At 75.3% G+C, this 20,204-nt stretch carries 19 protein-coding genes and 1 pseudogene; 17 read left to right on the forward strand and 3 right to left on the reverse strand.

What is annotated here, in order from left to right; genetic code table 11:
• From GA0115242_RS25635 to GA0115242_RS41885, 6 genes are all read left to right on the forward strand, one after another.
• Positions 1 to 1,048, forward strand: a 1,048-nt coding sequence (locus GA0115242_RS25635; RefSeq protein WP_093832410.1) for an NAD(P)H-hydrate dehydratase, incomplete at its 5' end; no start/stop codon positions are given.
• Positions 1,049 to 1,699: 651 nt separating this feature from the next.
• Entirely contained in the window at positions 1,700 to 2,581 is an 882-nt protein-coding gene (locus tag GA0115242_RS25640; protein ID WP_256089700.1) for a L,D-transpeptidase family protein, read from the forward strand.
• A 44-nt stretch (positions 2,582 to 2,625) separates the two neighbouring features.
• A complete protein-coding gene (alr, locus tag GA0115242_RS25645) occupies positions 2,626 to 3,912 on the forward strand; it encodes an alanine racemase (protein ID WP_093832412.1) in 1,287 nt (428 codons plus the stop codon).
• Positions 3,913 to 3,967: 55 nt separating this feature from the next.
• A complete protein-coding gene (locus GA0115242_RS25650; RefSeq protein WP_093832414.1) occupies positions 3,968 to 5,209 on the forward strand; it encodes an alpha/beta fold hydrolase in 1,242 nt (413 codons plus the stop codon).
• The gene (gene tsaE / locus GA0115242_RS25655) at positions 5,175 to 5,693 is read left to right on the forward strand and encodes a tRNA (adenosine(37)-N6)-threonylcarbamoyltransferase complex ATPase subunit type 1 TsaE (protein ID WP_093832416.1); all 519 of its coding nucleotides are present in this window, start codon (positions 5,175 to 5,177) and stop codon (positions 5,691 to 5,693) included. The genes GA0115242_RS25650 and tsaE overlap by 35 nt, the downstream gene beginning before the upstream one ends.
• 164 nt (positions 5,694 to 5,857) lie before the next feature.
• Positions 5,858 to 5,983: a hypothetical protein gene (locus GA0115242_RS41885; protein ID WP_256089710.1), complete on the forward strand. Its 126-nt coding sequence runs from the start codon at positions 5,858 to 5,860 to the stop codon at positions 5,981 to 5,983.
• Positions 5,984 to 6,007: 24 nt separating this feature from the next.
• On the opposite strand, the gene GA0115242_RS25660 is transcribed toward GA0115242_RS41885, so the two are convergent.
• Positions 6,008 to 6,574, reverse strand: coding sequence for a hypothetical protein (locus tag GA0115242_RS25660; RefSeq protein WP_176729914.1), 567 nt, complete (start codon positions 6,572 to 6,574; stop codon positions 6,008 to 6,010).
• A gap of 159 nt (positions 6,575 to 6,733) precedes the next feature.
• On the opposite strand from GA0115242_RS25660, the gene tsaB reads away from it, so the two are divergent.
• Genes tsaB through GA0115242_RS25680 form a run of 4 tightly spaced genes read left to right on the forward strand, consistent with a single transcriptional unit; the run spans position 6,734 to position 9,252 of the window.
• Entirely contained in the window at positions 6,734 to 7,390 is a 657-nt protein-coding gene (tsaB, locus tag GA0115242_RS25665) for a tRNA (adenosine(37)-N6)-threonylcarbamoyltransferase complex dimerization subunit type 1 TsaB (protein ID WP_093832420.1), read from the forward strand.
• Positions 7,387 to 7,902, forward strand: a complete 516-nt coding sequence (rimI, locus tag GA0115242_RS25670; RefSeq protein WP_093832422.1) for a ribosomal protein S18-alanine N-acetyltransferase — start codon at positions 7,387 to 7,389, stop codon at positions 7,900 to 7,902. Before tsaB ends, rimI begins: the two co-directional genes overlap by 4 nt.
• Complete coding sequence (gene tsaD / locus GA0115242_RS25675) at positions 7,895 to 8,989, forward strand: tRNA (adenosine(37)-N6)-threonylcarbamoyltransferase complex transferase subunit TsaD (protein WP_093832424.1); 1,095 nt, start codon at positions 7,895 to 7,897, stop codon at positions 8,987 to 8,989. Before rimI ends, tsaD begins: the two co-directional genes overlap by 8 nt.
• Positions 8,986 to 9,252: a hypothetical protein gene (locus GA0115242_RS25680; protein WP_093832426.1), complete on the forward strand. Its 267-nt coding sequence runs from the start codon at positions 8,986 to 8,988 to the stop codon at positions 9,250 to 9,252. Before tsaD ends, GA0115242_RS25680 begins: the two co-directional genes overlap by 4 nt.
• A gap of 27 nt (positions 9,253 to 9,279) precedes the next feature.
• On the opposite strand, the gene GA0115242_RS25685 is transcribed toward GA0115242_RS25680, so the two are convergent.
• Positions 9,280 to 11,595, reverse strand: a complete 2,316-nt coding sequence (locus tag GA0115242_RS25685; RefSeq protein WP_093832428.1) for a beta-xylosidase/alpha-l-arabinosidase — start codon at positions 11,593 to 11,595, stop codon at positions 9,280 to 9,282.
• Positions 11,596 to 11,751: 156 nt separating this feature from the next.
• Between GA0115242_RS25685 and GA0115242_RS25690 the strand changes: the two genes are divergently transcribed.
• The 5 genes from GA0115242_RS25690 (at position 11,752) to GA0115242_RS25710 (ending at position 17,315) form a co-directional block, all read left to right on the forward strand.
• Positions 11,752 to 12,819, forward strand: coding sequence for a LacI family DNA-binding transcriptional regulator (locus GA0115242_RS25690; protein ID WP_093832430.1), 1,068 nt, complete (start codon positions 11,752 to 11,754; stop codon positions 12,817 to 12,819).
• An 82-nt stretch (positions 12,820 to 12,901) separates the two neighbouring features.
• Complete coding sequence (locus GA0115242_RS25695) at positions 12,902 to 14,299, forward strand: endo-1,4-beta-xylanase (RefSeq protein ID WP_093832433.1); 1,398 nt, start codon at positions 12,902 to 12,904, stop codon at positions 14,297 to 14,299.
• 80 nt (positions 14,300 to 14,379) lie between these two features.
• Entirely contained in the window at positions 14,380 to 15,426 is a 1,047-nt protein-coding gene (locus GA0115242_RS25700; protein WP_176729915.1) for an LCP family protein, read from the forward strand.
• A gap of 195 nt (positions 15,427 to 15,621) precedes the next feature.
• A complete protein-coding gene (locus GA0115242_RS25705) occupies positions 15,622 to 15,978 on the forward strand; it encodes a YciI family protein (RefSeq protein WP_093832435.1) in 357 nt (118 codons plus the stop codon).
• A 44-nt stretch (positions 15,979 to 16,022) separates the two neighbouring features.
• Complete coding sequence (locus tag GA0115242_RS25710; protein ID WP_093832437.1) at positions 16,023 to 17,315, forward strand: RNA polymerase sigma factor; 1,293 nt, start codon at positions 16,023 to 16,025, stop codon at positions 17,313 to 17,315.
• 473 nt (positions 17,316 to 17,788) lie between these two features.
• On the opposite strand, the gene GA0115242_RS25720 is transcribed toward GA0115242_RS25710, so the two are convergent.
• The gene (locus GA0115242_RS25720; protein WP_093832441.1) at positions 17,789 to 18,967 is read right to left on the reverse strand and encodes a class I SAM-dependent methyltransferase; all 1,179 of its coding nucleotides are present in this window, start codon (positions 18,965 to 18,967) and stop codon (positions 17,789 to 17,791) included.
• 91 nt (positions 18,968 to 19,058) lie between these two features.
• Between GA0115242_RS25720 and GA0115242_RS25725 the strand changes: the two genes are divergently transcribed.
• Positions 19,059 to 20,024, forward strand: a complete 966-nt coding sequence (locus tag GA0115242_RS25725; RefSeq protein WP_093832443.1) for a polysaccharide deacetylase family protein — start codon at positions 19,059 to 19,061, stop codon at positions 20,022 to 20,024.
• Positions 20,021 to 20,204: pseudogene (locus GA0115242_RS25730) on the forward strand (polysaccharide deacetylase family protein); the annotation flags it as partial. The gene GA0115242_RS25725 and the pseudogene GA0115242_RS25730, both read left to right, overlap by 4 nt.

Below are 20,204 nucleotides of genomic sequence, written 5' to 3' on the forward strand. Positions count from 1 at the left end.
GCGGGCCGACGCGGAGCCGCTGGTAGACGCCGTCGAACGGGCGCGGGCCGCCGTCGTCGCCGTCGACCTGCCCAGCGGGGTGGAGGCCGACAGCGGCGAGGTGCGCGGGCGGGCCGTGCGCGCCGATCTCACCGTGACCTTCGGGACGCACAAACCCGCGCTCCTGGTGGACCCGGCGCGCGAGTACGCCGGTTCCGTGCGGCTCGTCGACATCGGGCTGCGGTCCGAGCTGCCCGCCGAGCCCGCGCTGGAGGCCCTCCAGCACGCCGACGTCGCCGCGCTGCTGCCCCGGCCCGGCGCGGCGAGCGACAAGTACCGGCGCGGAGTGGTCGGGATCGCCGCCGGGTCGGCCCGGTACCCGGGGGCCGCGGTGCTCGCCGTCTCCGGGGCGCTGCGGGGCGGCGCGGGTGCCGTGCGGTACGTGGGGCCCGCCGGGGACGCCGTGCTCGCGCGGTTCCCGGAGACGCTGGTGTCGGACCGCGGGCCCAGGGAGGCAGGACGGGTCCAGGCGTGGGTGGTGGGGCCGGGCGCGGGGGACGAGGCGGCGTCGGTCGGCGAGGTCCTCGCCCAGGACGTGCCGGTGCTGATCGACGCGGACGGGCTGCGGCTCGCGGACCGCGCGGCGGTGCGGGCGCGCACCGCGCCCACGCTGCTCACCCCGCACGCGGGCGAGGCCGCGGCGCTGCTCGGCGTGGCCCGCGAGGAGGTGGAGGCGGCGCGGCTCGCCTCGGCGCGGGAGCTGGCGCAGCGGTACGGCGCGACCGTCCTGCTCAAGGGGTCGACGACGCTGGTCGCCGACCCGGGCGGCGGGCCGGTGCGGGTCAACGCGACCGGCACGGCCTGGCTGGCCACGGCGGGCAGCGGCGACGTGCTGTCGGGCCTGGCGGGTTCCCTGCTCGCCTCCGGCCTCTCGGCCCGGGACGCGGGGAGCGTCGCCGCCTACCTGCACGGCCTGGCGGGCCGCTTCGCCGCGGACGGCGCCCCGGCGGGCGCCCACGACGTCGCGGACGCGATCCCGTCGGCCTGGCGGGATGTCGTCGACGACTGAGGGAGGGGCGGGGAGAGCGGGCCCGGGGCGGCGGCGACGTCCGTGCCGCTGCGGGCGCGGGGAAGGGCTGGGCGGGGCGGGTTCCGTGGCGCCGTGGGCTGCGGTGGGCGGGCGGGTGGTCGGGTGCTCGGCCGGTCCGTCGTCTCGCCGGGTGGGCCGGTCGGCGCGGGCGGCTGTCGCTGGGCCGTCGCACGGGGTCCTTGGCCGCCGCGGTGCCGCGCTTCTGCGGGACGGCCAGGGAAGCCACGGCCGCGCTGCTCCTCGGGGCGCGGGTGCTGCGTCTCCGGGTCGTGCTGCTCCTCGGGGCGCGGGTGCTGCTCCTCCGGGTCGTGCTGCGTCCCCTGGGGCGCGCTGCATCCCGGGTCGCGCTGCGTCCCCTGGCCGTGCTGCGCCCCCCGGTCGCGTTGCCCCCGGCCGCAGGTGGGCCGGGCCGGGGGGTCAGCGTCGCTCGCTGTGGTGGGCGGGTGGCGGCTGCCGGGGGGTGTCGTTCGTGGTCCGGCGCTGCCGACCCGGTCCTGCCGCCGCGGGCCGGGGAGGCGCAGGACTCTGGCTGTCGCGCCGTGGGCGGATGGGGTACCGGGGGATGTTCTTACGGGTGACCTTTTCCGCGCGTCCCCGTGGGGCCGCGCGGACCGGCGTTTCTCTGATGAGGTGATCAACAGACCTCTTGCCCGTCGTGTCGTCGCCGTGGCGCTCGCCGTCGTCGCCGTGCTGCCCGTGGGGAGCGCCGGGGCCGCCGAGCCCGCGCCGCCCGCCGCCGGGCCTGAGCTGGTGCCCGGGGTGCCGGGCTCCTACCGGCCGTGGCAGTCCGACCCGCCCGACCAGGCGCTGCCGCCCGCCGTCTACCGGCCGACCGCGGCCGAGGACGCCGTCGAGCCGCCCGACGCCGAGCCCGGCGCCTACGACCTCGTCGAGCTGGTGCCGATCGGGGACGCCGTCGGCAAGGTCGCGTGCAGCAGGTCCACCGGGCCCTACCAGCGGCAGGTCGAGCGGTGGCTGGGGCTGCCGGTGGACGGGAAGCAGTCCGCCGCCGACTGCCGGGCCGTCCGCGCCTTCCAGAAGCAGCGCGGGATCAAGCCCGCCAACGGGTTCGCGGGACCGGTCACCTGGGCCACCATGCAGCTCGTCGGCGCCCGCCGGAACCCCAACGCGGCCGGGAGGTGCCCGGTGCGCCCGCAGCGGGTCGCCTGCGTCGACCTCGACCGGCAGCTGACCTGGGTGCAGAAGGGCCGCAAGGTCGTCTTCGGGCCCGTCCCGATGCGCAGCGGACGGCCCGCGCACGCGACCAGGACCGGCTGGTTCAGGATCTACTGGAAGCACAAGAACCACTGGTCGACGCTCTACAACTCGCCCATGCCGTATGCCCAGTTCTTCAGCGGCGGACAGGCGTTCCACGCCGTGTACGGCAGCATCCACACCACCGTCGGTTCCTGGGGGTGCGTCAATCTGCGGCTGCCGGACGCCCGGAAGCTGTGGGGCGTCCTGAAGAAGAACGACCGCGTGTACGTGTGGGGGAGGCGGCCCGGCGCGTAGCCGTCCGTGGCGTCCCGCGCGCGCTCTGAGAGACTGGGTGCGCCATGAACGAGACAGTCACCGCCGCCACCGCGCCCCTGCGCGCCCGTGCCGAGATCGACCTGGGAGCCCTGCGGGCCAACGTACGGGCCCTGCGCGCCCTCGCGCCGGACGCCGCCCTCATGGCCGTCGTCAAGTCGCAGGCGTACGGCCACGGGGCGCTGCGGTGCGCGCGGGCCGCCGTCGAGGCGGGGGCCACCTGGGTGGGGACGGCCACGCCCGAGGAGGCGCTCGCGCTGCACGCGGCCGGGCTGCCCGACGGGGTGCGCCTGATGTGCTGGCTGTGGACCCCGGGCGGGCCCTGGCGGGAGGCCGTCGAGGCCGGTATCGACGTGTCGGTGAGCGGCATGTGGGCGCTGGCCGAGGTCACCGCGGCCGCCCGCGCCGCCGGGGTGCCCGCGCGGGTGCAGCTCAAGGCGGACACGGGTCTCGGCCGCAGCGGCTGCCAGCCGGGCGAGGACTGGGCCGAGCTGGTCGGCGCCGCGCTGCGGGCCGAGCGGGAGGGCGTGCTGCGGGTCACCGGTCTCTGGTCGCACTTCGCGTGCGCCGACGAACCCGGCCACCCCTCGATCGCCGCGCAGCTCACGGTCTTCCGGGAGATGCTCGACCACGCCGAGGCCGCGGGCGTGCGGCCCGAGGTGCGGCACATCGCCAACTCGCCCGCCACCCTCACCCTCCCCGAGTCGCACTTCGACCTGGTGCGCTGCGGCATCGCCCTCTACGGCATCTCGCCCAGCCCCGAGATCGGCACCCCGGCCGACTTCGGACTGCGGCCGGTGATGACCCTGTCGGCGTCCGTCGCCCTGGTGAAGCACGTGCCCGGCGGCCACGGCGTCAGCTACGGCCACCACTACGTCACGCCCGGCGCCACCACCCTCGGCCTGGTCCCGGTCGGCTACGCGGACGGCGTCCCGCGCCACGCCTCAGGCACCGGTCCCGTCCTGGTCGGCGGCAAGTGGCGGACGGTCGCGGGGCGGGTCGCGATGGACCAGTTCGTGGTCGATCTGGGCGGCGACGAGCCGGAGCCCGGCGCCGAGGCCGTCCTCTTCGGTCCCGGCGACCGCGGCGAGCCCACCGCCGAGGACTGGGCGCAGGCGGCCGGAACCATCGCCTACGAGATCGTCACCCGCATCGGTGCCCGCGTCCCGCGCGTCTACGTCGACGGGCAGGACGGACGGGACGGACGGGACGGACGGGGCGCCCCTGAGAAGCTCGGCGGACCCGGCGGTGACGGACCGGCGCGGGTGGACCTGGACCCGACGGGGCACGCAGACGAGGGGCGCGCGCGGTAGCGCGGCAGGAGCGCGGACGATCCGAGCAGCACCACCCGGCGAACAGGAGCGGTACGTGAGCGAGAGCAGTGCGGAGGCCGTACGGGCCGTCGCCTCCGCCGCGGGGGCGAACGGCAACTGGCGCCGGGCCACCGGCATCGCGGGCGCCGCGATAGGCGTGGTCGCCGCCGGGGCCGCGGCCGGGGTCGCCCTGGAGCGGCTCACCGTCGGCCGGGGGATGCGCAAGAAGGCCCGGCTCGCCCTGGACTCGACGGGGCCCTACGGCGCCCTGCGCGGCACCCCGGGCAAGGCGGAGGCCGACGACGGCACGCTGCTCTACTACGAGGTCGACGACGTCGACCCGGAGGCGGTGCCCGCCCTGAGCCCGCGCCGCAGGCGCCTCTTCGGCCGGAAGGCGCCGGCGCCCGTCACCGTCGTCTTCAGCCACGGCTACTGCCTGAGCCAGGACTCCTGGCACTTCCAGCGGGCCGCCCTGCGGGGCGTGGTGCGGACCGTGCACTGGGACCAGCGCAGCCACGGGCGGTCCGGGCGCGGCGAGGCGCAGCTCAGGGAGCGGGTGCCGGTCACCATCGACCAGCTCGGCCGCGATCTGAAGGCGGTCCTGGACGCGGCCGTCCCGGAGGGGCCGATCGTGCTGGTCGGGCACTCCATGGGCGGCATGACGGTGATGGCGCTCGCCGACCAGTTCCCCGAGCTGGTCCGCGACCGGGTCGTCGCGGTCGCCCTGGTCGGGACCTCCTCCGGAGGGCTCGGCGAGGTGAACTTCGGGCTGCCGGTGGCCGGGGTCGCCGCGGTGCGGCGGGTGCTGCCGGGCGTGCTGCGGGCGCTCGGGCAGCAGGCGGCGCTGGTGGAGAAGGGGCGCCGGGCCACCGCCGACCTCTTCGCCGGCGTCATCAAGCGCTACTCGTTCGCGTCCCGTGACGTGGACCCGGCGGTCGAGCGGTTCGCCGAGCGGATGATCGAGTCGACGCCGATCGACGTCGTCGCCGAGTTCTACCCGGCGTTCAGCGATCACGACAAGACCGCCGCGCTCGCCCGGTTCCGCGAGCTGCCGGTGCTGGTGCTGGCCGGGGTCAAGGATCTCGTCACGCCCAGTGAGCACAGCGAGGCCATCGCGGACGAGCTGCCGGAGGCCGAGCTGGTGCTGGTCCCGGACGCCGGACACCTGGTGATGCTGGAGCATCCGGAGGTGGTCACCGACCGGCTCGCCGACCTGCTCACCCGTGCGGGGGCGGTGCCCGCAGGGGCTACCGTGGGTGGCTATGGACGCACCAACGGCACCGCGCGACCGGGCTGAGACCGAGCTGACCGTCACCTCCCCCGAGCAGATGCGGGAGCTGGGCCGACGTCTGGCGTCCCTGCTGCGCGCGGGCGACCTCGTCATGCTCAACGGCGAGCTGGGGGCGGGCAAGACGACGCTGACCCGCGGCCTCGGCGAGGGGCTGGGGGTGCGGGGCGCGGTCACCTCGCCGACGTTCGTGATCGCCCGGGTCCACCCGTCCCTGGGCGACGGGCCGCCGCTGGTGCACGTCGACGCCTACCGGCTGGGCGGCGGCCTCGACGAGATGGAGGACCTCGACCTGGACGTCTCGCTCTCCGATTCGGTGATCGTGGTCGAGTGGGGCGAGGGCAAGGTCGAGGAGCTGACCGACGACCGGCTGCACCTCGTCATCCACCGGGCCGTCGGCGACACCACCGACGAGGTGCGGCACGTGACGCTGACCGGGCTCGGCGCGCGCTGGGCGGCGCAGGACCTGAGCGGGCTGGCCGCCGGGGCGTGAAGGTTCCGACACGGTGTCGGCAAAATATTGCGTTTCGCGTCGCACCCGTGGTCACATGGTATCCAGTTCGTGGTTAGGTCTGCCTAACTACGCCCGCCCCCAGGTTCCAGGAGGCGTCCGTGTCGGCCACCGAACGAGACAAGGCACTGCCGGGAATGTCCGGTGTGACCATGCGTGACCTGCTGGCGTCCTGCGCGGCCGCCCGCGCGGTCTCCACCCCGCCCCTCGCGCCCGACCCCGAGCTGCCCCGCGCCACCGCCCCCGAACCACGCCACCGCGACGCGGCCTAGGCGGCGTCCGCCGGGGGAACGGGGTCAGCGGATCACGACCACCCGGCGGCCGATCGTCGCGAACTCCCACATCGCCGCGCCGTCCGCCGCGGACTCGCGGATGCCGCCCGTGCGGATCGAGCCGCCCGCGCCGTCGGCCGGACGGTCCGCGGCGCCCTCGACGGTCGCGCTGAACCCGACCGCCACCCCGTCGACGACGGTGAAGCGCACCACGTGCTCGATCGGCTTGCCGTCGGTGCCGGTGACGGCGTTGGAACGGGAGCTGACCGCGTAGCTGTCCGGGGCCGGGTCGACCGTGCCCGGGGTGACCTTGAAGGTGCGCTCGACCCTGCCGCCCCGGCCGACCAGCCAGACCCGGTCGTCGTCCACCGAGTAGACGACCCGCTGGCCCGTGCCGGAACCGGCGGGCAGCGCGGTCGGGTTCCGCTTGTCGCGGGGCGCCTTGGAGACCGTCGGCGACGCCGAACCGGCCGGGCGGGGCTCGCTGGGGTCCTCGGGGGCGCTCGCCGCCGCCTGGTAGGCGAGGACGCCGATCGTCGCGACGGCCGCCGCGGTGAGCCCGAACACCGTACCGGAGCTGCTTCCTGACACCGTCGTCCACCTCAGCCATCGCTCGTACGCCGTACCCCGGGCGACCGTACCAGGGCATAACGGGAGGAAACGGGTGGAGCGGCCGGGGTGCCCACCGTGTCGGGGGACCGTTCGCCCCGGTCGTCCGACAGGGCGGGCGGGGAGCCGTAGGCTGTTTGTGTGCTCTTGCTCGCTCTGGATACCGCCACCCCCGCCGTCACCGTCGCCCTGCACGACGGCCGGGACGTCATCGCCTCCTCCAGCCAGGTGGACGCGCGCCGGCACGGAGAGCTGCTGCTGCCGGCCGTCGACCGGGTGCTCGCCGAGGCCGGACTGCGGCTCGACGCCGTCACCGGCATCGTCGTGGGCATCGGACCCGGCCCCTACACCGGCCTGCGCGTCGGTCTGATGACCGCCGACACCTTCGGGCTCGCGCTCGGCGTCCCGGTGCACGGCCTGTGCACCCTGGACGGCCTCGCGCACGCCTCGGGGCTCGACGGCGGCCCCTTCGTGGTGGCGACCGACGCGCGCCGCAAGGAGGTCTACTGGGCGACCTACGCCGACACCCGCACCCGGCTCACCGAGCCCGCCGTGGACCGCCCCGCCGACATCGCCGAGCGCGTCGCGGGACTGCCCGCCGTCGGCGCCGGAGCGCTCCTCTACCCGGACGCCTTCCCGGACGCCCGCGACCCCCGGCACGTCTCGGCCGCCTCCCTCGCCGCGCTGGCCGCCGAGCGGCTCGCCGCCGGGCAGGAGCTGCCCGCGCCCCGGCCGCTGTACCTGCGCAGGCCGGACGCCCAGGTCCCGAAGAACTACAAGGTGGTCACCCCCAAGTGACCGCCCCCGTGACACCTCGGCTGCGCGAGATGCGCTGGTGGGACATCGATCCCGTGCTCGACCTGGAGAAGGACCTCTTCCCCGAGGACGCCTGGTCCCGGGGCATGTTCTGGTCCGAGCTGGCCCACGCGCGCGGCGCCGACGCCACCCGGCGCTACTTCGTCGCCGAGGACCCCGCGCACCCCGGGCGGCTCGTCGGGTACGCCGGGCTCGCCGCCTCCGGGGACCTCGCCGACATCCAGACCGTCGCCGTCGCCCGCGGCCACTGGGGCACCGGACTCGGCGGGCGGCTGCTGACCGAACTGCTCACCTCGGCCACCGACTTCGAGTGCGCCGAGGTGATGCTGGAGTGCCGGATCGACAACGTCCGCGCCCAGAAGCTCTACGAGCGCTTCGGCTTCGAGGCGATCGGCTTCCGCCGCGGCTACTACCAGCCGGGCAACGTCGACGCGCTGGTCATGCGCCTGACCGACCCCGCAACCTCCGTACAAGGAACCGAGATCAATGGCTGACGAACCGCTCGTCCTGGGCATCGAGACCTCCTGCGACGAGACCGGCGTCGGCATCGTGCGCGGCACCACCCTGCTCGCCGACGCCGTCGCCTCCAGCGTCGACGAGCACGCCCGGTTCGGCGGCGTCGTCCCCGAGGTCGCCTCCCGGGCCCACCTGGAGGCCATGGTCCCGACCATCGAGCGGGCGCTGAAGGACGCCGGGATCACCGCCCGCGACCTCGACGGCATCGCCGTCACCGCGGGCCCCGGGCTCGCCGGTGCGCTGCTGGTCGGCGTCACGGCCGCCAAGGCGTACGCCTACGCGCTCGGCAAGCCGCTCTACGGCGTCAACCACCTGGCCTCCCACATCTGCGTCGACCAGCTGGAGCACGGCGCGCTGCCCGAGCCGACGATGGCGCTGCTGGTCTCCGGCGGCCACTCCTCGCTGCTCCTGTCGACCGACATCACCTCCGACGTCCGCCCGCTCGGCGCGACCATCGACGACGCGGCGGGCGAGGCCTTCGACAAGATCGCCCGGGTGCTGAACCTGGGCTTCCCCGGCGGCCCGGTCATCGACCGGTACGCGCGCGAGGGCGACCCGGCGGCGATCGCCTTCCCGCGCGGGCTCACCGGACCCCGGGACGCGCCCTACGACTTCTCCTTCTCCGGCCTGAAGACGTCGGTCGCCCGCTGGATCGAGGCGAAGCGCGCGGCCGGTGAGGACGTGCCGGTGCGGGACGTGTCGGCGTCCTTCCAGGAGGCGGTCGTCGACGTGCTGACCCGCAAGGCGGTGCGCGCCTGCAAGGACGAGGGCGTCGACCACCTGATGATCGGCGGCGGGGTGGCCGCCAACTCCCGGCTGCGCGCGCTGGCGCAGGAGCGCTGCGAGGCGGCCGGCATCCGGCTGCGGGTGCCCCGGCCCAAGCTGTGCACGGACAACGGCGCGATGGTCGCCGCGCTCGGCGCGGAGATGGTCGCCCGCGACCGGCCCGCCTCCGCCTGGGACCTGTCGGCGGACTCCTCGCTGCCGGTGACCGAGCCGCACGTGCCGGGACACCACCACCACGACCACGTCCACGAGGTCAGCAAGGAGAACCTGTACTCGTGAGCGTCGCCCTGATGTGGGAGGCGCGGGCCGTCGAGGGCCAGGGCGCCGAACTGCTCGCCTGGGCGCGGGGGCAGCGGCTCTCCCCGGCCCCGCTGCGCCGCGAGGTGCTGCGCGCGCCCGGCGACCGGGTCCTCGTCATCACCTGGTGGGACGCCGCGTTCGACGCCGACCTGCCCGAACTGCCCGACCCCGCAGCCGGGTTGGTGTCCCGGCCCGTGCACCGCTGGCGGTTCGAGCCGGTCACCGCCGACCTGACCGGCTGACGGTCCGCGCGGTCCGTCCCCGCGGGCCTACCCGCCGACGGCCGACACCTCCGTCCGGCACCACAGCCTGCGGTCGGTGCCCGGACGGCGCACCGGACCCGTCAGCTCCAGCCGCGCCGTGTGCCGTACGTCGGCGGCGGCGCTCGATCCCGCCAACCGCAGCTCCAGGGCGCCCGGTTCGACCACCCGGGTGCCCGTGCGGTCGGTGAACGCGGACAGTTCGGCGTGGAAGCGGAAGCGGACCCTGGCCGCCTCGCCCGGCTCCAGGGCGAGCCGGTGGTAGCCGATCAGCCGGACGTCGGGCCGGGTCACCGAGGCCACCGGGTCGTGCAGGTACAGCTGGACGACCTCGGCGCCCGCCCGCTCCCCGGTGTTGCGGACGGTCACCGCCAGCTCGAACGAGCCGTCGGTGGAGATCCGCGGCTCGGTGCCCTCGAAGCCGTCCCAGCCGAACGTCGTGTACGAGCGGCCGTGCCCGAACGGGTAGAGCGGGGTCGGGTCCAGGTTGCTGACCTCGCCCGCGAGGCCGAGCGGCGGCTGGAGGTAGGTCCAGGGCTGGCCGCCGGGCTGCCGGGGCACGCTCACCGGGAGCCGCCCCGACGGCCCGACCCGCCCGGACAGCACGCCCGCCACCGCGGGGCCGCCCTCCTCGCCGGGGAAGAACGCCTGCACCACGGCGGCCAGTCGGCCCTCCCAGCGGCCCAGCGCGTAGGGGCGCCCGGTCAGCAGCACCAGGACCACCGGGACGCCGGTGGCGACCAGCGCGTCCAGCAGCTCGCCTTGCGCGCCGGGCAGCCGCAGGTCCGTCACGTCGCAGCCCTCGCCCGAGGTGCCCCGGCCGAAGAGACCGGCCCGGTCGCCGAGCACCGCCACGCACACGTCCGCCTCGGAGGCCCGCGCCACCGCCTCCGCGATCCCGGCGGGGTCGGGGTCGGAGACCGCGCAGCCCTCCGCGAACGTCACCTTGGCGTCCGGGAGTTCGGCGCGCACCGCGTCGAGCAGCGTCGGGATCTCGATGCCCAGGGGCACCTCGGGGTGGCGGGGCAGCACATGGGACGGGAACGAGTAGCAGCCGAGCATCGCCAGCGCGTCGGCGGCACGCGGGCCGACCACCGCGATCCGCGCGTCGGGGGAGAGCGGCAGCGCCCCGTCCGGGTTGTCAAGCAGCACCACGGACTCCTCGGCCAGCCTGCGGGCGAGGTCCCGGTTGCCCGGCGGGTCCAGGTCGATCGGGCCGGTCGGCTCCGGCGCGAAGTCCGCGTCGAGCAGGCCCAGTTCGCACTTCTGCAGCAGGACGCGGCGGGCCGCCCGGTCGATCAGCTCCTCGGGGACGGTGCCGTCGCGCACCGCGTCGAGCAGCGGGGTGCCGTAGCACTTCAGGGTGGGCAGCTCGACGTCGACACCGGCGGCCAGCGCGGTGTGCGCGGCCTCGGCGGGGCTGCCCGCCACCCGGTGCAGGGTCTCCAGGAAGCCGACGCCGAAGTAGTCCGCGACGACCGTCCCGGTGAACCCCCAGCGCTCCCGCAGGAGTTCGGTCAGCAGGCCCGGGTCGGCCGAGGCCGGGACGCCGTCGGTGTCGGTGTACGCGGCCATCACCGAGCGGGCGCCGCCCTCGCGCAGCGCCATCTCGAACGGCACGAGCGTCACGTCGGCGAACTCGCGCACCCCGGCCCGCACGGGCGCGAGGTTGCGGGCACCGGCCGAGGACGCGTACCCGGCGAAGTGCTTGAGGGTGGCGACCACCCCGGCCGACTCCAGCCCCCGCACATAGGCCGCGCCGACCGTGCCGACCAGGTAGGGGTCCTCGCCGATGGTCTCCTCGACCCGGCCCCAGCGCGGATCGCGGACGACGTCCAGGACCGGCGCGAGCCCCTGGTGGACCCCGACCGCGCGCAGGTCGCGGCCGATCTGCCGCCCCATCTCCTCGACCAGCGGCGGGTCGAAGGCGGCGCCCCAGGCCAGCGGCACCGGGTAGGCGGTGGCGCCCCAGGTGGTGAATCCGGCCAGGCACTCCTCGTGGGCGACGGCCGGGACGCCGAACCGTCCGGCCGCCATGATGCGGCGCTGGGCGCGGGCCAGGGCCTGCGCGCCCAGCGCCGGGTCGACGGGGGCGGTGCCGAAGGAGCGGGTGAGCTGACCGAGGCCGTGGCCGATCAGCTCGTCCCAGTCCCAGGCGGCGGTCATCTCGCTCTGCAGCGGGGCGACCCCGTCGCCGTCCGTGGCGGCGCCCACCCACACGCCGTAGAGCTGGGCGGTCTTCTCCTGAAGGGTCATCCGGGAGAGCAGGTCGTCGACGCGGGCGGCGGCGGGCAGGTCGGGGTCACGCCAGGCGGCGGTGGTCATGAAGCTCCTGCTCTGGGCGGGTGGGACCGGTGGTCGGTGGAGAGGGAGTGGCGGCGGGGCGGGTGCGAATGTTTCGTTATGTACTTCGAATGTTCCGGGAACCTAGGCCGGTGCGAGGGGTTCGTCAAGAGGGAGCGCAGGGATACGATCGCCGCCATGACACCCCCGGAGCCCCTGGAAACCCGGACGGCAACGCCGACGACAGGCCGATCGACGCAGACCGCGACGCTCGCCGAGATCGCCCGTGAGGCGGGCGTCTCCGCGCCGACTGTTTCGAAGGTCCTCAACGGCCGCGCCGACGTCGCCCCGGCCACCCGCAGCCGGGTCGAGGGCCTGCTGCGCGCCCACGGCTACCGGCGCAGGCGCGCCGAGGCCAGCCGCTCGCCCCTGATCGACCTGGTCTTCCACGAGCTGGAGAGCGCCTGGGCGATGGAGGTCATCCGGGGCGTGGAGGACGTGGCGCGGGAGGCCGGTCTGAGCGTCGTGCTCAGCGAGAGCGCCGGCCGGCTCACCCCCGGCCGCACCTGGGCCGACCAGGTCGCCGCCCGCCGCCCGCACGGCGTGATCCTGGTCCTGTCCGGCCTCGACGAGTCCCAGCGGGCGCTGCTCACCAGCCGCTCCATCCCGTTCGTGGTGATGGACCCGGCGGGCGACCCCGGCGTCGACGTGCCGTCCGTCGGCGCCACCAACTGGCAGGGCGGTCTGGCCGCCACCCGGCACCTGGTCGACCTCGGGCACACCCGGATCGGCGCCATCACCGGACCGTCCCGGATGATGTGCAGCCGGGCCCGGGTGGACGGCTACCGGGCCGCCCTGGAGACCGCGGGGCTGCCGGTCGACCCGTCGCTGATCGTCACCGGCGACTTCCACCACGAGGCCGGTTACCGCCAGGGCCTCCAGCTGCTGCGCCGCCCGGACCGGCCCACCGCCGTCTTCGCCCTCAACGACCTCCAGGCGCTCGGCCTGTACGAGGCGGCCAGGGAGCTGGGGCTGCGCATCCCGGAGGACCTGAGCGTGGTCGGCTTCGACGACCTGCCGGTGGCGCGCTGGGTCGGGCCGCCGCTGACCACCGTCAGACAGCCGCTGACCGAGATGGCGGAGGCGGCCGCCAGGCTGGTCCTCGACCTCGGGCGCGGGGAGCGGCCGCCCGCCGCGACCCGGGTGGAGCTGGCCACCAGCCTGGTGGTGCGGGCCAGTACCGGGGCGCCGGTGGCCGGAAGGTGACGTATTGACGGGTGGTGCGGACGCCCCCACACTCCACCGAAGTCAATCGGTTGCACGACCGAAACTTTCGGAGGCACCCGCAATGAAAACCTCCAGATCAGCCGTACGCGCGCGGCTCGCCGCGCTCTGCGCCGGGCTCCTGGCCGCCGGCGCCCTCCTCGCGGCCCAGGCCCTCCCGGCGCACGCCGCGGACGCCCCGCTGCGCGACCTGGCCGCCGCCAAGGGCAAGGTCATGGGCACGGCGGTCACCGGCTCCAAGCTCACCGGCACCTACGGCGACATCGCCGGGGCCCAGTTCTCCTCGCTCACCCCGGGCAACGCCATGAAGTGGGGCTCGGTCGAGCCCACCCAGGGCAGCTTCGACTGGGCCGAGGCCGACCGGATCGTGGCCTTCGCGCAGGCCCACGGCCAACTGGTGCGCGGCCACACGCTGGTCTGGCACAGCCAGAACCCCGGCTGGCTGACCAACGGGAGCTGGACCCCCGCCCAGCTCTCCACCCTGCTCCAGAACCACATCGGCACCGAGGTGGGCCGCTACAAGGGCAAGGTGTCCGTCTGGGACGTCGTCAACGAGCCCTTCAACGAGGACGGCACCTACCGCTCGACCCTCTGGTACGACGGCCTCGGTGCCGACTACATCGCCTCCGCGCTGACCTGGGCGCGGGCCGCCGACCCGGCCGCGAAGCTGTACATCAACGACTACAACGTCGAGGGCGTGGGCGCCAAGAGCACCGCCCTGTACAACCTCGTCAGGTCGCTGAAGGACCGGGGCGTCCCGATCGACGGCGTCGGCCTCCAGGCCCACCTCATCCTCGGACAGGTGCCGGGCACCCTCCAGCAGAACATCCAGCGCTTCGCCGACCTCGGCGTCGACGTGGCGATCACCGAGCTCGACGTGCGGATGGCGCTGCCCGCCGACAGCGCGAAACTCGCCCAGCAGGCCGCCGACTACAAGGCCGTCACCGCCGCCTGCGTCGCCGTCGCCCGCTGTGTGAACCTCACCGTGTGGGGCTTCACCGACTCCGACTCCTGGGTGGACTCCACGTTCCCCGGCTACGGCGCGGCGACCCCGTACGACGCCTCCTACGCGCCGAAACCGGCGTACACCGCGATCGCGCAGGCCCTCGGCGGCGGCACCACCACCCCGCCGACCGGCGCCTGCACCGCCGCGTACGCCGTGACCAGCCAGTGGAACACCGGGTTCACCGGACAGGTGACGATCACCTGCTCGGGGGCCGCGCTCTCGTCCTGGAGGGCGAACTGGACCTTCGGCGCGGGCCAGCAGATCACCCAGGCGTGGAACGCCACCTGCACCCAGTCCGGCTCGGCGGTCAGTTGCGCCAACGCCTCGTACAACGGGACGGTGCCGGACGGCGGTTCGGTCGGCTTCGGGTTCAACGGCACCTGGAGCGGCGCCAATCCGGTGCCGGCGGTCACCCTGGGGCAGGCCGTGTCCGCGGCGGCCCGGACCGCCCCGTGACGGTGAGATTCTCCGAAGAAAACCGCCAGGGAAGCGCCTCGCTAACAGTCTCCTCATAATTCGGACTTACGTTCCTGTCCGTGACCGGACTTGACGAGAACGGCGACGGCGGACGCGCGGGCCGGCGGTCGGTCCTGCTGAGGACCGCCGGCCTCGCCCTGGCCGCCGCGCTGGTGCTGGGCGCGGCGGCGGGCGGCTGGGCCTACTGGCACCTCGACGGCAACATCAGGAGCGTCGACATCGACAACGCGCTCGGCGACGACCGGCCCGCGCGCGGGGTGGTCACCCCGTCCGCGTCGGCGTCCGCCGCGCCGCTGCCGACCGGGGCCATGAACATCCTGGTCCTCGGCTCCGACTCGCGCAGCGGCGCGGCCAACGAGGAGCTGGGCGGCGGCGACAGCTCGGGGGCCCGGTCCGACACGGCGATGGTCGTGCACGTCGAGGCGGGCCGCACCAGCGCCACCGTCGTCAGCATCCCGCGCGACACCCTCGTCACCCGCCCGTCCTGCCCGCTGCCGTCCGGCGGCTCGACGGCGGTGGCGCACGGGGCGATGTTCAACAGCGCGTACGCGGTCGGCGGCGCGGTCTGCGCGGTGAAGACCGCCGAGGCGCTGACGGACGTCCGCATGGACCACTACCTGGAGATCGACTTCTCCGGGTTCGCGACGCTGGTCGACGCGCTCGGCGGGGTCACCGTCACCACCGCGCAGGACATCGACGACGACTACAGCCACCTGAAGCTGGCCGCCGGGACCCACCACCTCGACGGCAAGCGGGCCCTCGCCCTCGCCCGCACCCGGCACGGCATCGGCGACGGCAGCGACCTGGGCCGCATCTCCCTCCAGCAGACGCTGGTCAAGGCGCTGCTGACGCGGATGTCCACGACGAACCTGCTGACCGACCCGGCCCGCCTCTACCAGGTCGCCGACGCGGTCACCGGCAGCCTCACCACCGACACCGGGCTCGACTCGCTCACCGCGCTGATCCGGCTCGGCCAGAGCCTGAAGGGCCTCACCGCGGACAAGGTGGAGACGGTCATGATGCCGGTCGTCCCCGCGCCCTCGGACCCCAACCGGGTGGTCGCCGAGGAACCGGAGGCGGGCGACCTCTGGGCGTCCCTGCGCTGAGCGCGGGCGGGGCGGGGACCGTGTCGGGCGGAACACGCACCGGGCGGAACACGCACCGGGCGGAGCGCGCGCCGGGAGGGGCCGGAAAAGTTTTCCGGGAAATCTTGGGCCCGGTGTCGATCCGGGCGTCTCCCGTTCGACGCAGGGGGTGAGAGGCCGGAAGGACCGGCCGCGAACCCGCACCGAGGAGTCACCATGCCCCGCTACCTGTCGCTCATCCGGATCGACGAAGCCACAGCGCCCGCCGAGGGCCCCAGCCCCGAGCTGATGCGCCGGATGGGCGAGCTGATCGAGGAGGTCACCAAGGCCGGGGTGATGCTCGACACCGCCGGTCTCACCCCGTCCGCGCAGGGCACCCGGGTGCGCTGGGAGGGCGGCGAGATCAGCGTCACCGACGGGCCCTTCACCGAGTCCAAGGAGGTCATCGGCGGCTACGCGCTGATGCAGTGCAAGGACCGCGCCGAGGCGCTGGAGTGGACGAAGCGGTTCCTGCGCGTGCACGAGGACTTCTGGACCGTCACCTGCGAGCTGCGCGAGATCGCCGAGGGCTGACGCCCGTTGGCCCCCGGGCCGCCGAGGGTGTTGCATGGTGGGCTGTGGAACCGCAGCCCACCGCCGCAGACGCCATCGAGACCGTCTTCCGCATCGAGTCGCCCCGGGTCATCGCGGCCGCCGCGCGCATCGTCCGCGACGTCGGCGTCGCCGAGGAACTCGCCCAGGACGCGCTGGTCGCCGCCCTGGAGCAGTGGCCGAGGGACGGCGTCCCCGACCGGCCCGGCGCCTGGCTCACCGCCGTCGCCCGACGCCGCGCGGTCGACCTCGTCAGACGGCGCGAGACGCACGCCCGCAGGCTCGCCGAGATCGGCCGCGACCTGGAGACCGCCCCGCGCCCCGCGGAACCGGCCGACCTCGCCGACCCCGACGCCATCGACGACGACCTGCTCAGGCTGGTCTTCACCGCCTGCCACCCGGTGCTCTCCGCCGACGCCCGCATCGCGCTCACCCTGCGGCTGCTCGGCGGCCTCACCACCGACGAGATCGCCCGCGCCTTCCTCACCCCGGAGGCGACCGTCGCGCAGCGCATCGTCCGCGCCAAACGCACCCTCGCCACCCGCCGCGTCCCCTTCGAGGTGCCCTGCGGCCCCGACCGCGAGGCCCGGCTCGACTCCGTCCTCGACGTGATCTACCTGATCTTCAACGAGGGGTACGCGGCCACCGCGGGCGACGACCTGCTGCGCCCCGCGCTCTGCGAGGACGCGCTGCGGCTGGCCCGGGTGCTGTCCGGGCTGATGCCCAAGGAGCCCGAGGTGCACGCGCTGACCGCGCTGCTGGAGTTCCAGGCCTCCCGCGTCGGCGCCCGCACCGGACCGGACGGCGCCCCGGTGCTCCTCGCCGACCAGGACCGGTCCCGGTGGAACCGGATGCTGATCGCCCGCGGCGTCACCGCCCTGCACCACGCCGACGCCACCGCCACCGGCGCCCCCGGCCGGTACGCCCTCCAGGCCGCCGTCGCCGCCTGCCACGCGCACGCCGTCCGCTACGAGGACACCGACTGGACGGCCATCGCCACCCTCTACGACCTGCTCGCCGCCCGCGCGCCCTCGCCGGTCGTGGAGCTCAACCGCGCGGTCGCCGTGTCGATGGCCCGCGGCCCGGCCGAGGCGCTGCGGATCGTGGACGGTCTCGCGGCGGATCCCGCCCTGCGCGGCTACCACCTGCTGCCGAGCGTGCGCGGCGACCTGCTGGCGCGGCTCGGGCGTCCGGCCGAGGCGCGGGCGGAGTTCGAACGGGCGGCGGCCCTCGCCCGCAACGCCCGCGAGCGGGAACTCCTGCTCACCCGGGCGGCCCACTGCGCCCCGGCCCCGCCGAAGGGCCCGCGACAGCCGTGAACGGCCCGGTGCGCCTCTGACCGGGCGACGTCGGCCGTCCGGGAAGGGGCGGGTGCCGGAGGGGCCTGAGCGGGGGCGTGCGGCCGCGCACCCCGAGGGTCGGGGTGCGCGGGGCGTGGGGCGCGGGCCCGAGGGTGCGGTGGGGGGCGGCGGCCGGGCACGCGGGGTGCGCGGCGGGCGTGGGGAGCGCGGAGGGCCAGGGGTTCCCGATGGACCCGGGGGATCCCGAGGGACCCGGGCTAGGGGCTACGGGTTACGGGCTGCGGGCCCCGGGTCACCGGCCCCGGGACGCCGTGGCCGTCGGCGGGTAGAGGCAGGCGGGAGCTGGAGCCGGGCGGGTATCAGGGCGGGGCCGGAGCAGGGGCCGAGCCGCGGCGGGTTTCAGGGTCGTGCCGGAGCCGGGGCCGAGCCTGGGTGGGTGTCAGAGCGGGTCGGTGCCGGAGCCGGAACAAGTGCCGGGGCCGGGGCCGGGCTCAGGGGCCGGGCAGGGGTGGGGCCGGGGTGCCGATGAGCATCGTGGGGGCGCCCGCGACCCGGGTCAGGAAGACCGTCGCCGCGTTCGGCCCCTGCGGCTTGACCTTCCGGCGCAGCTCCTCCGGTTCCACCGCCGAGCCGCGCTTCTTCACGGTCAGCGTGCCGACCTCCCGCTCCCGCAGCAGCGCCTTCAGCCGCTTGAGGTTGAACGGCAGGCGGTCGGTGATCTCGTAGGCGGTGGCGAACGGGGTGGGGCGGTGCTCGTCGGCCGTGATGTACGCGATCGTCGGGTCGAGCAGCCCGCCGTCCAGGTCGGCGGCCGCCTCCGCGACCAGGTGGGAGCGGACCACCGCGCCGTCCGGCTCGTACAGCCAGCGCCCCACCGGCCTGACCTGCGGGTCGGGCAGGCCCCGGCCGACCAGGGTGCGCGGCCCCGGCAGGAGCGTCGCGCGGACCGTGCCCGCGCCGGTGCCGAACCAGAGCACGGCCTCCTTGACGTCCCCGCCGTCCGAGATCCACTCCGCTTCGGCCTCGCCCGGCACCGCCTCGTGCGGGATGCCCGGGGCGACCTTCAGGGCCGCCAGGGGAGCCGCGCGGGCCGCCTCGACGGCCCAGGACAGGGGCGGCGAGTACGCCTCCGGGTCGAAGATCCGGCCCCGGCCGCCGCGCCGCGCCGGGTCCACGAAGACGGCGTCCCAGCCGGACGTGTCCACCTCCGTGACGTCCGCCTCCCGCACCTCGATCAGATGGCCGAGCCCCAGCGCCTGCGCGTTGGCCCGCGCCACCGCCGCCGTCAGCGGGTCCCGGTCCACGGCGAGGACCCGGACGCCGGCCCGCGCCAGCGCGATCGCGTCGCCGCCGATCCCGCAGCACAGGTCGGCCACCGAGGTCACGCCCAGCGCCCGCAGCCGCCCCGCCCGGTACCCGGCCACCCGCGCCCGGGTGGACTGCTCGACGCCGTCGGGCGTGAAGAACATCCGGCCCGCGTCCGCCTCGCCGAACTTCGCCGCCGCCCGCTGCCGCAGCCGTGCCTGCCCGAGCGCCGCCGACACCAGGGCGGCCGGATGGGTGCGGCGCAGCCGGGTGGCGACGGCCAGTTCGTCGGCGGGGGCGGTGCCGCGCACCTCGTCGAGGAGCGCGCGGCCTTCGGGGGTGAGGAGGGGGGCGAGGTCGTTCACCGGGTCATTGTGGGCCAGTCGGTGGACGGTGTGCTCCCGGCGGCGGTGTCGGGCCCGGATCGGGGGCGGTGACCTGGGAGGATCCGGCGCCATGGGATCAGTAGTACAAAATGACAAAAATGGGTCGCTGGACGGTGCCCGGACCCCCGCACGCTCCGGCGCCCCGGTCCGCCGTCACCGCTCCCGCGCGCGCGTCGCGATCGCCCTGCTCGCCGTCACCGCCGTCGCCTCCGGCTGCGCCCAGGGCACCGGCGGCGCCGCGCACCCCGCCCCCGGACAGCAGGCGCCGCCCGCCGAGGCCCTGGACTCCTACGCGGCCCGGCTGCGCGCCGAGCAGGCCGCCCGGGTCGCCGCCGCCAAGCGCTGGCACCTGGCCAGGGTCCCGCTGGCCGCCCCCGCGCCCCCGGCCGTCAAGCCGGAGATCACCGCCCGCGACGGCTTCGAGGTGGAGGGCCAGGAGGAGGAGAACCTCCCGCCGGTCTTCACCACCGTCCCCACCCGGCAGAAGGTGGTCTTCCTCACCATCGACGACGGCGAGGAGAAGGACCCGGACTTCCTCCGGATGATGAGCGAACTGCGCATCCCGTACACCGCCTTCCTCAGCGACTACCTGATCAAGAAGGACTACGGGTACTTCAAGAAGATGCAGCAGCGGGGCGTGGTCCTGAACAACCACACCCTCCACCACCCCTACCTGCCGGGGCTCTCCTACGCGCAGCAGAAGCACGAGATCTGCGCCATGCAGGACGTCATCGAGAAGCAGTACGGCAAGCGCCCCGAGCTGTTCCGCCCGCCCTACGGCAACTACAACCAGGACACCCTGCGCGCCGCCAAGTCCTGCGGCGTCAAGTACGCGCCGATCTGGGACGAGGAGGTGTACGTCGACCACTGGGAGTACCGCGAGTGGGACCGCGACCTGCACCCCGGCGACATCGTCCTCACCCACTTCCGCGGCCGCAAGGACTGGAAGGGCACCATGCCCGACATGGTCCGGCGCTTCCTCGACCAGGTCACGGCCAAGGGGTACGCGGTGGCCAGGCTGGAGGACTACCTGTGAGGCCGCGGGGCCGGGGCAGGGCGGCCGGTGTCCTGGCCGCGGTGCTGGCGGCGGCGCTGCTCGCCGGCTGCGCCCAGTCCGTCGACCCGATCGAACGGCTCGGCAAGAAGGCCGCCCAGCGGGTGCGCCCGCACGGGCCCGCCGCCGAGCCGCCGTACCGCCGCTGGGGGCTGACCGCCC

This window comes from Streptomyces sp. SolWspMP-5a-2, from assembly GCF_900091845.1.
Taxonomy (GTDB): Bacteria; Actinomycetota; Actinomycetes; order Streptomycetales; family Streptomycetaceae; genus Streptomyces; species Streptomyces doudnae.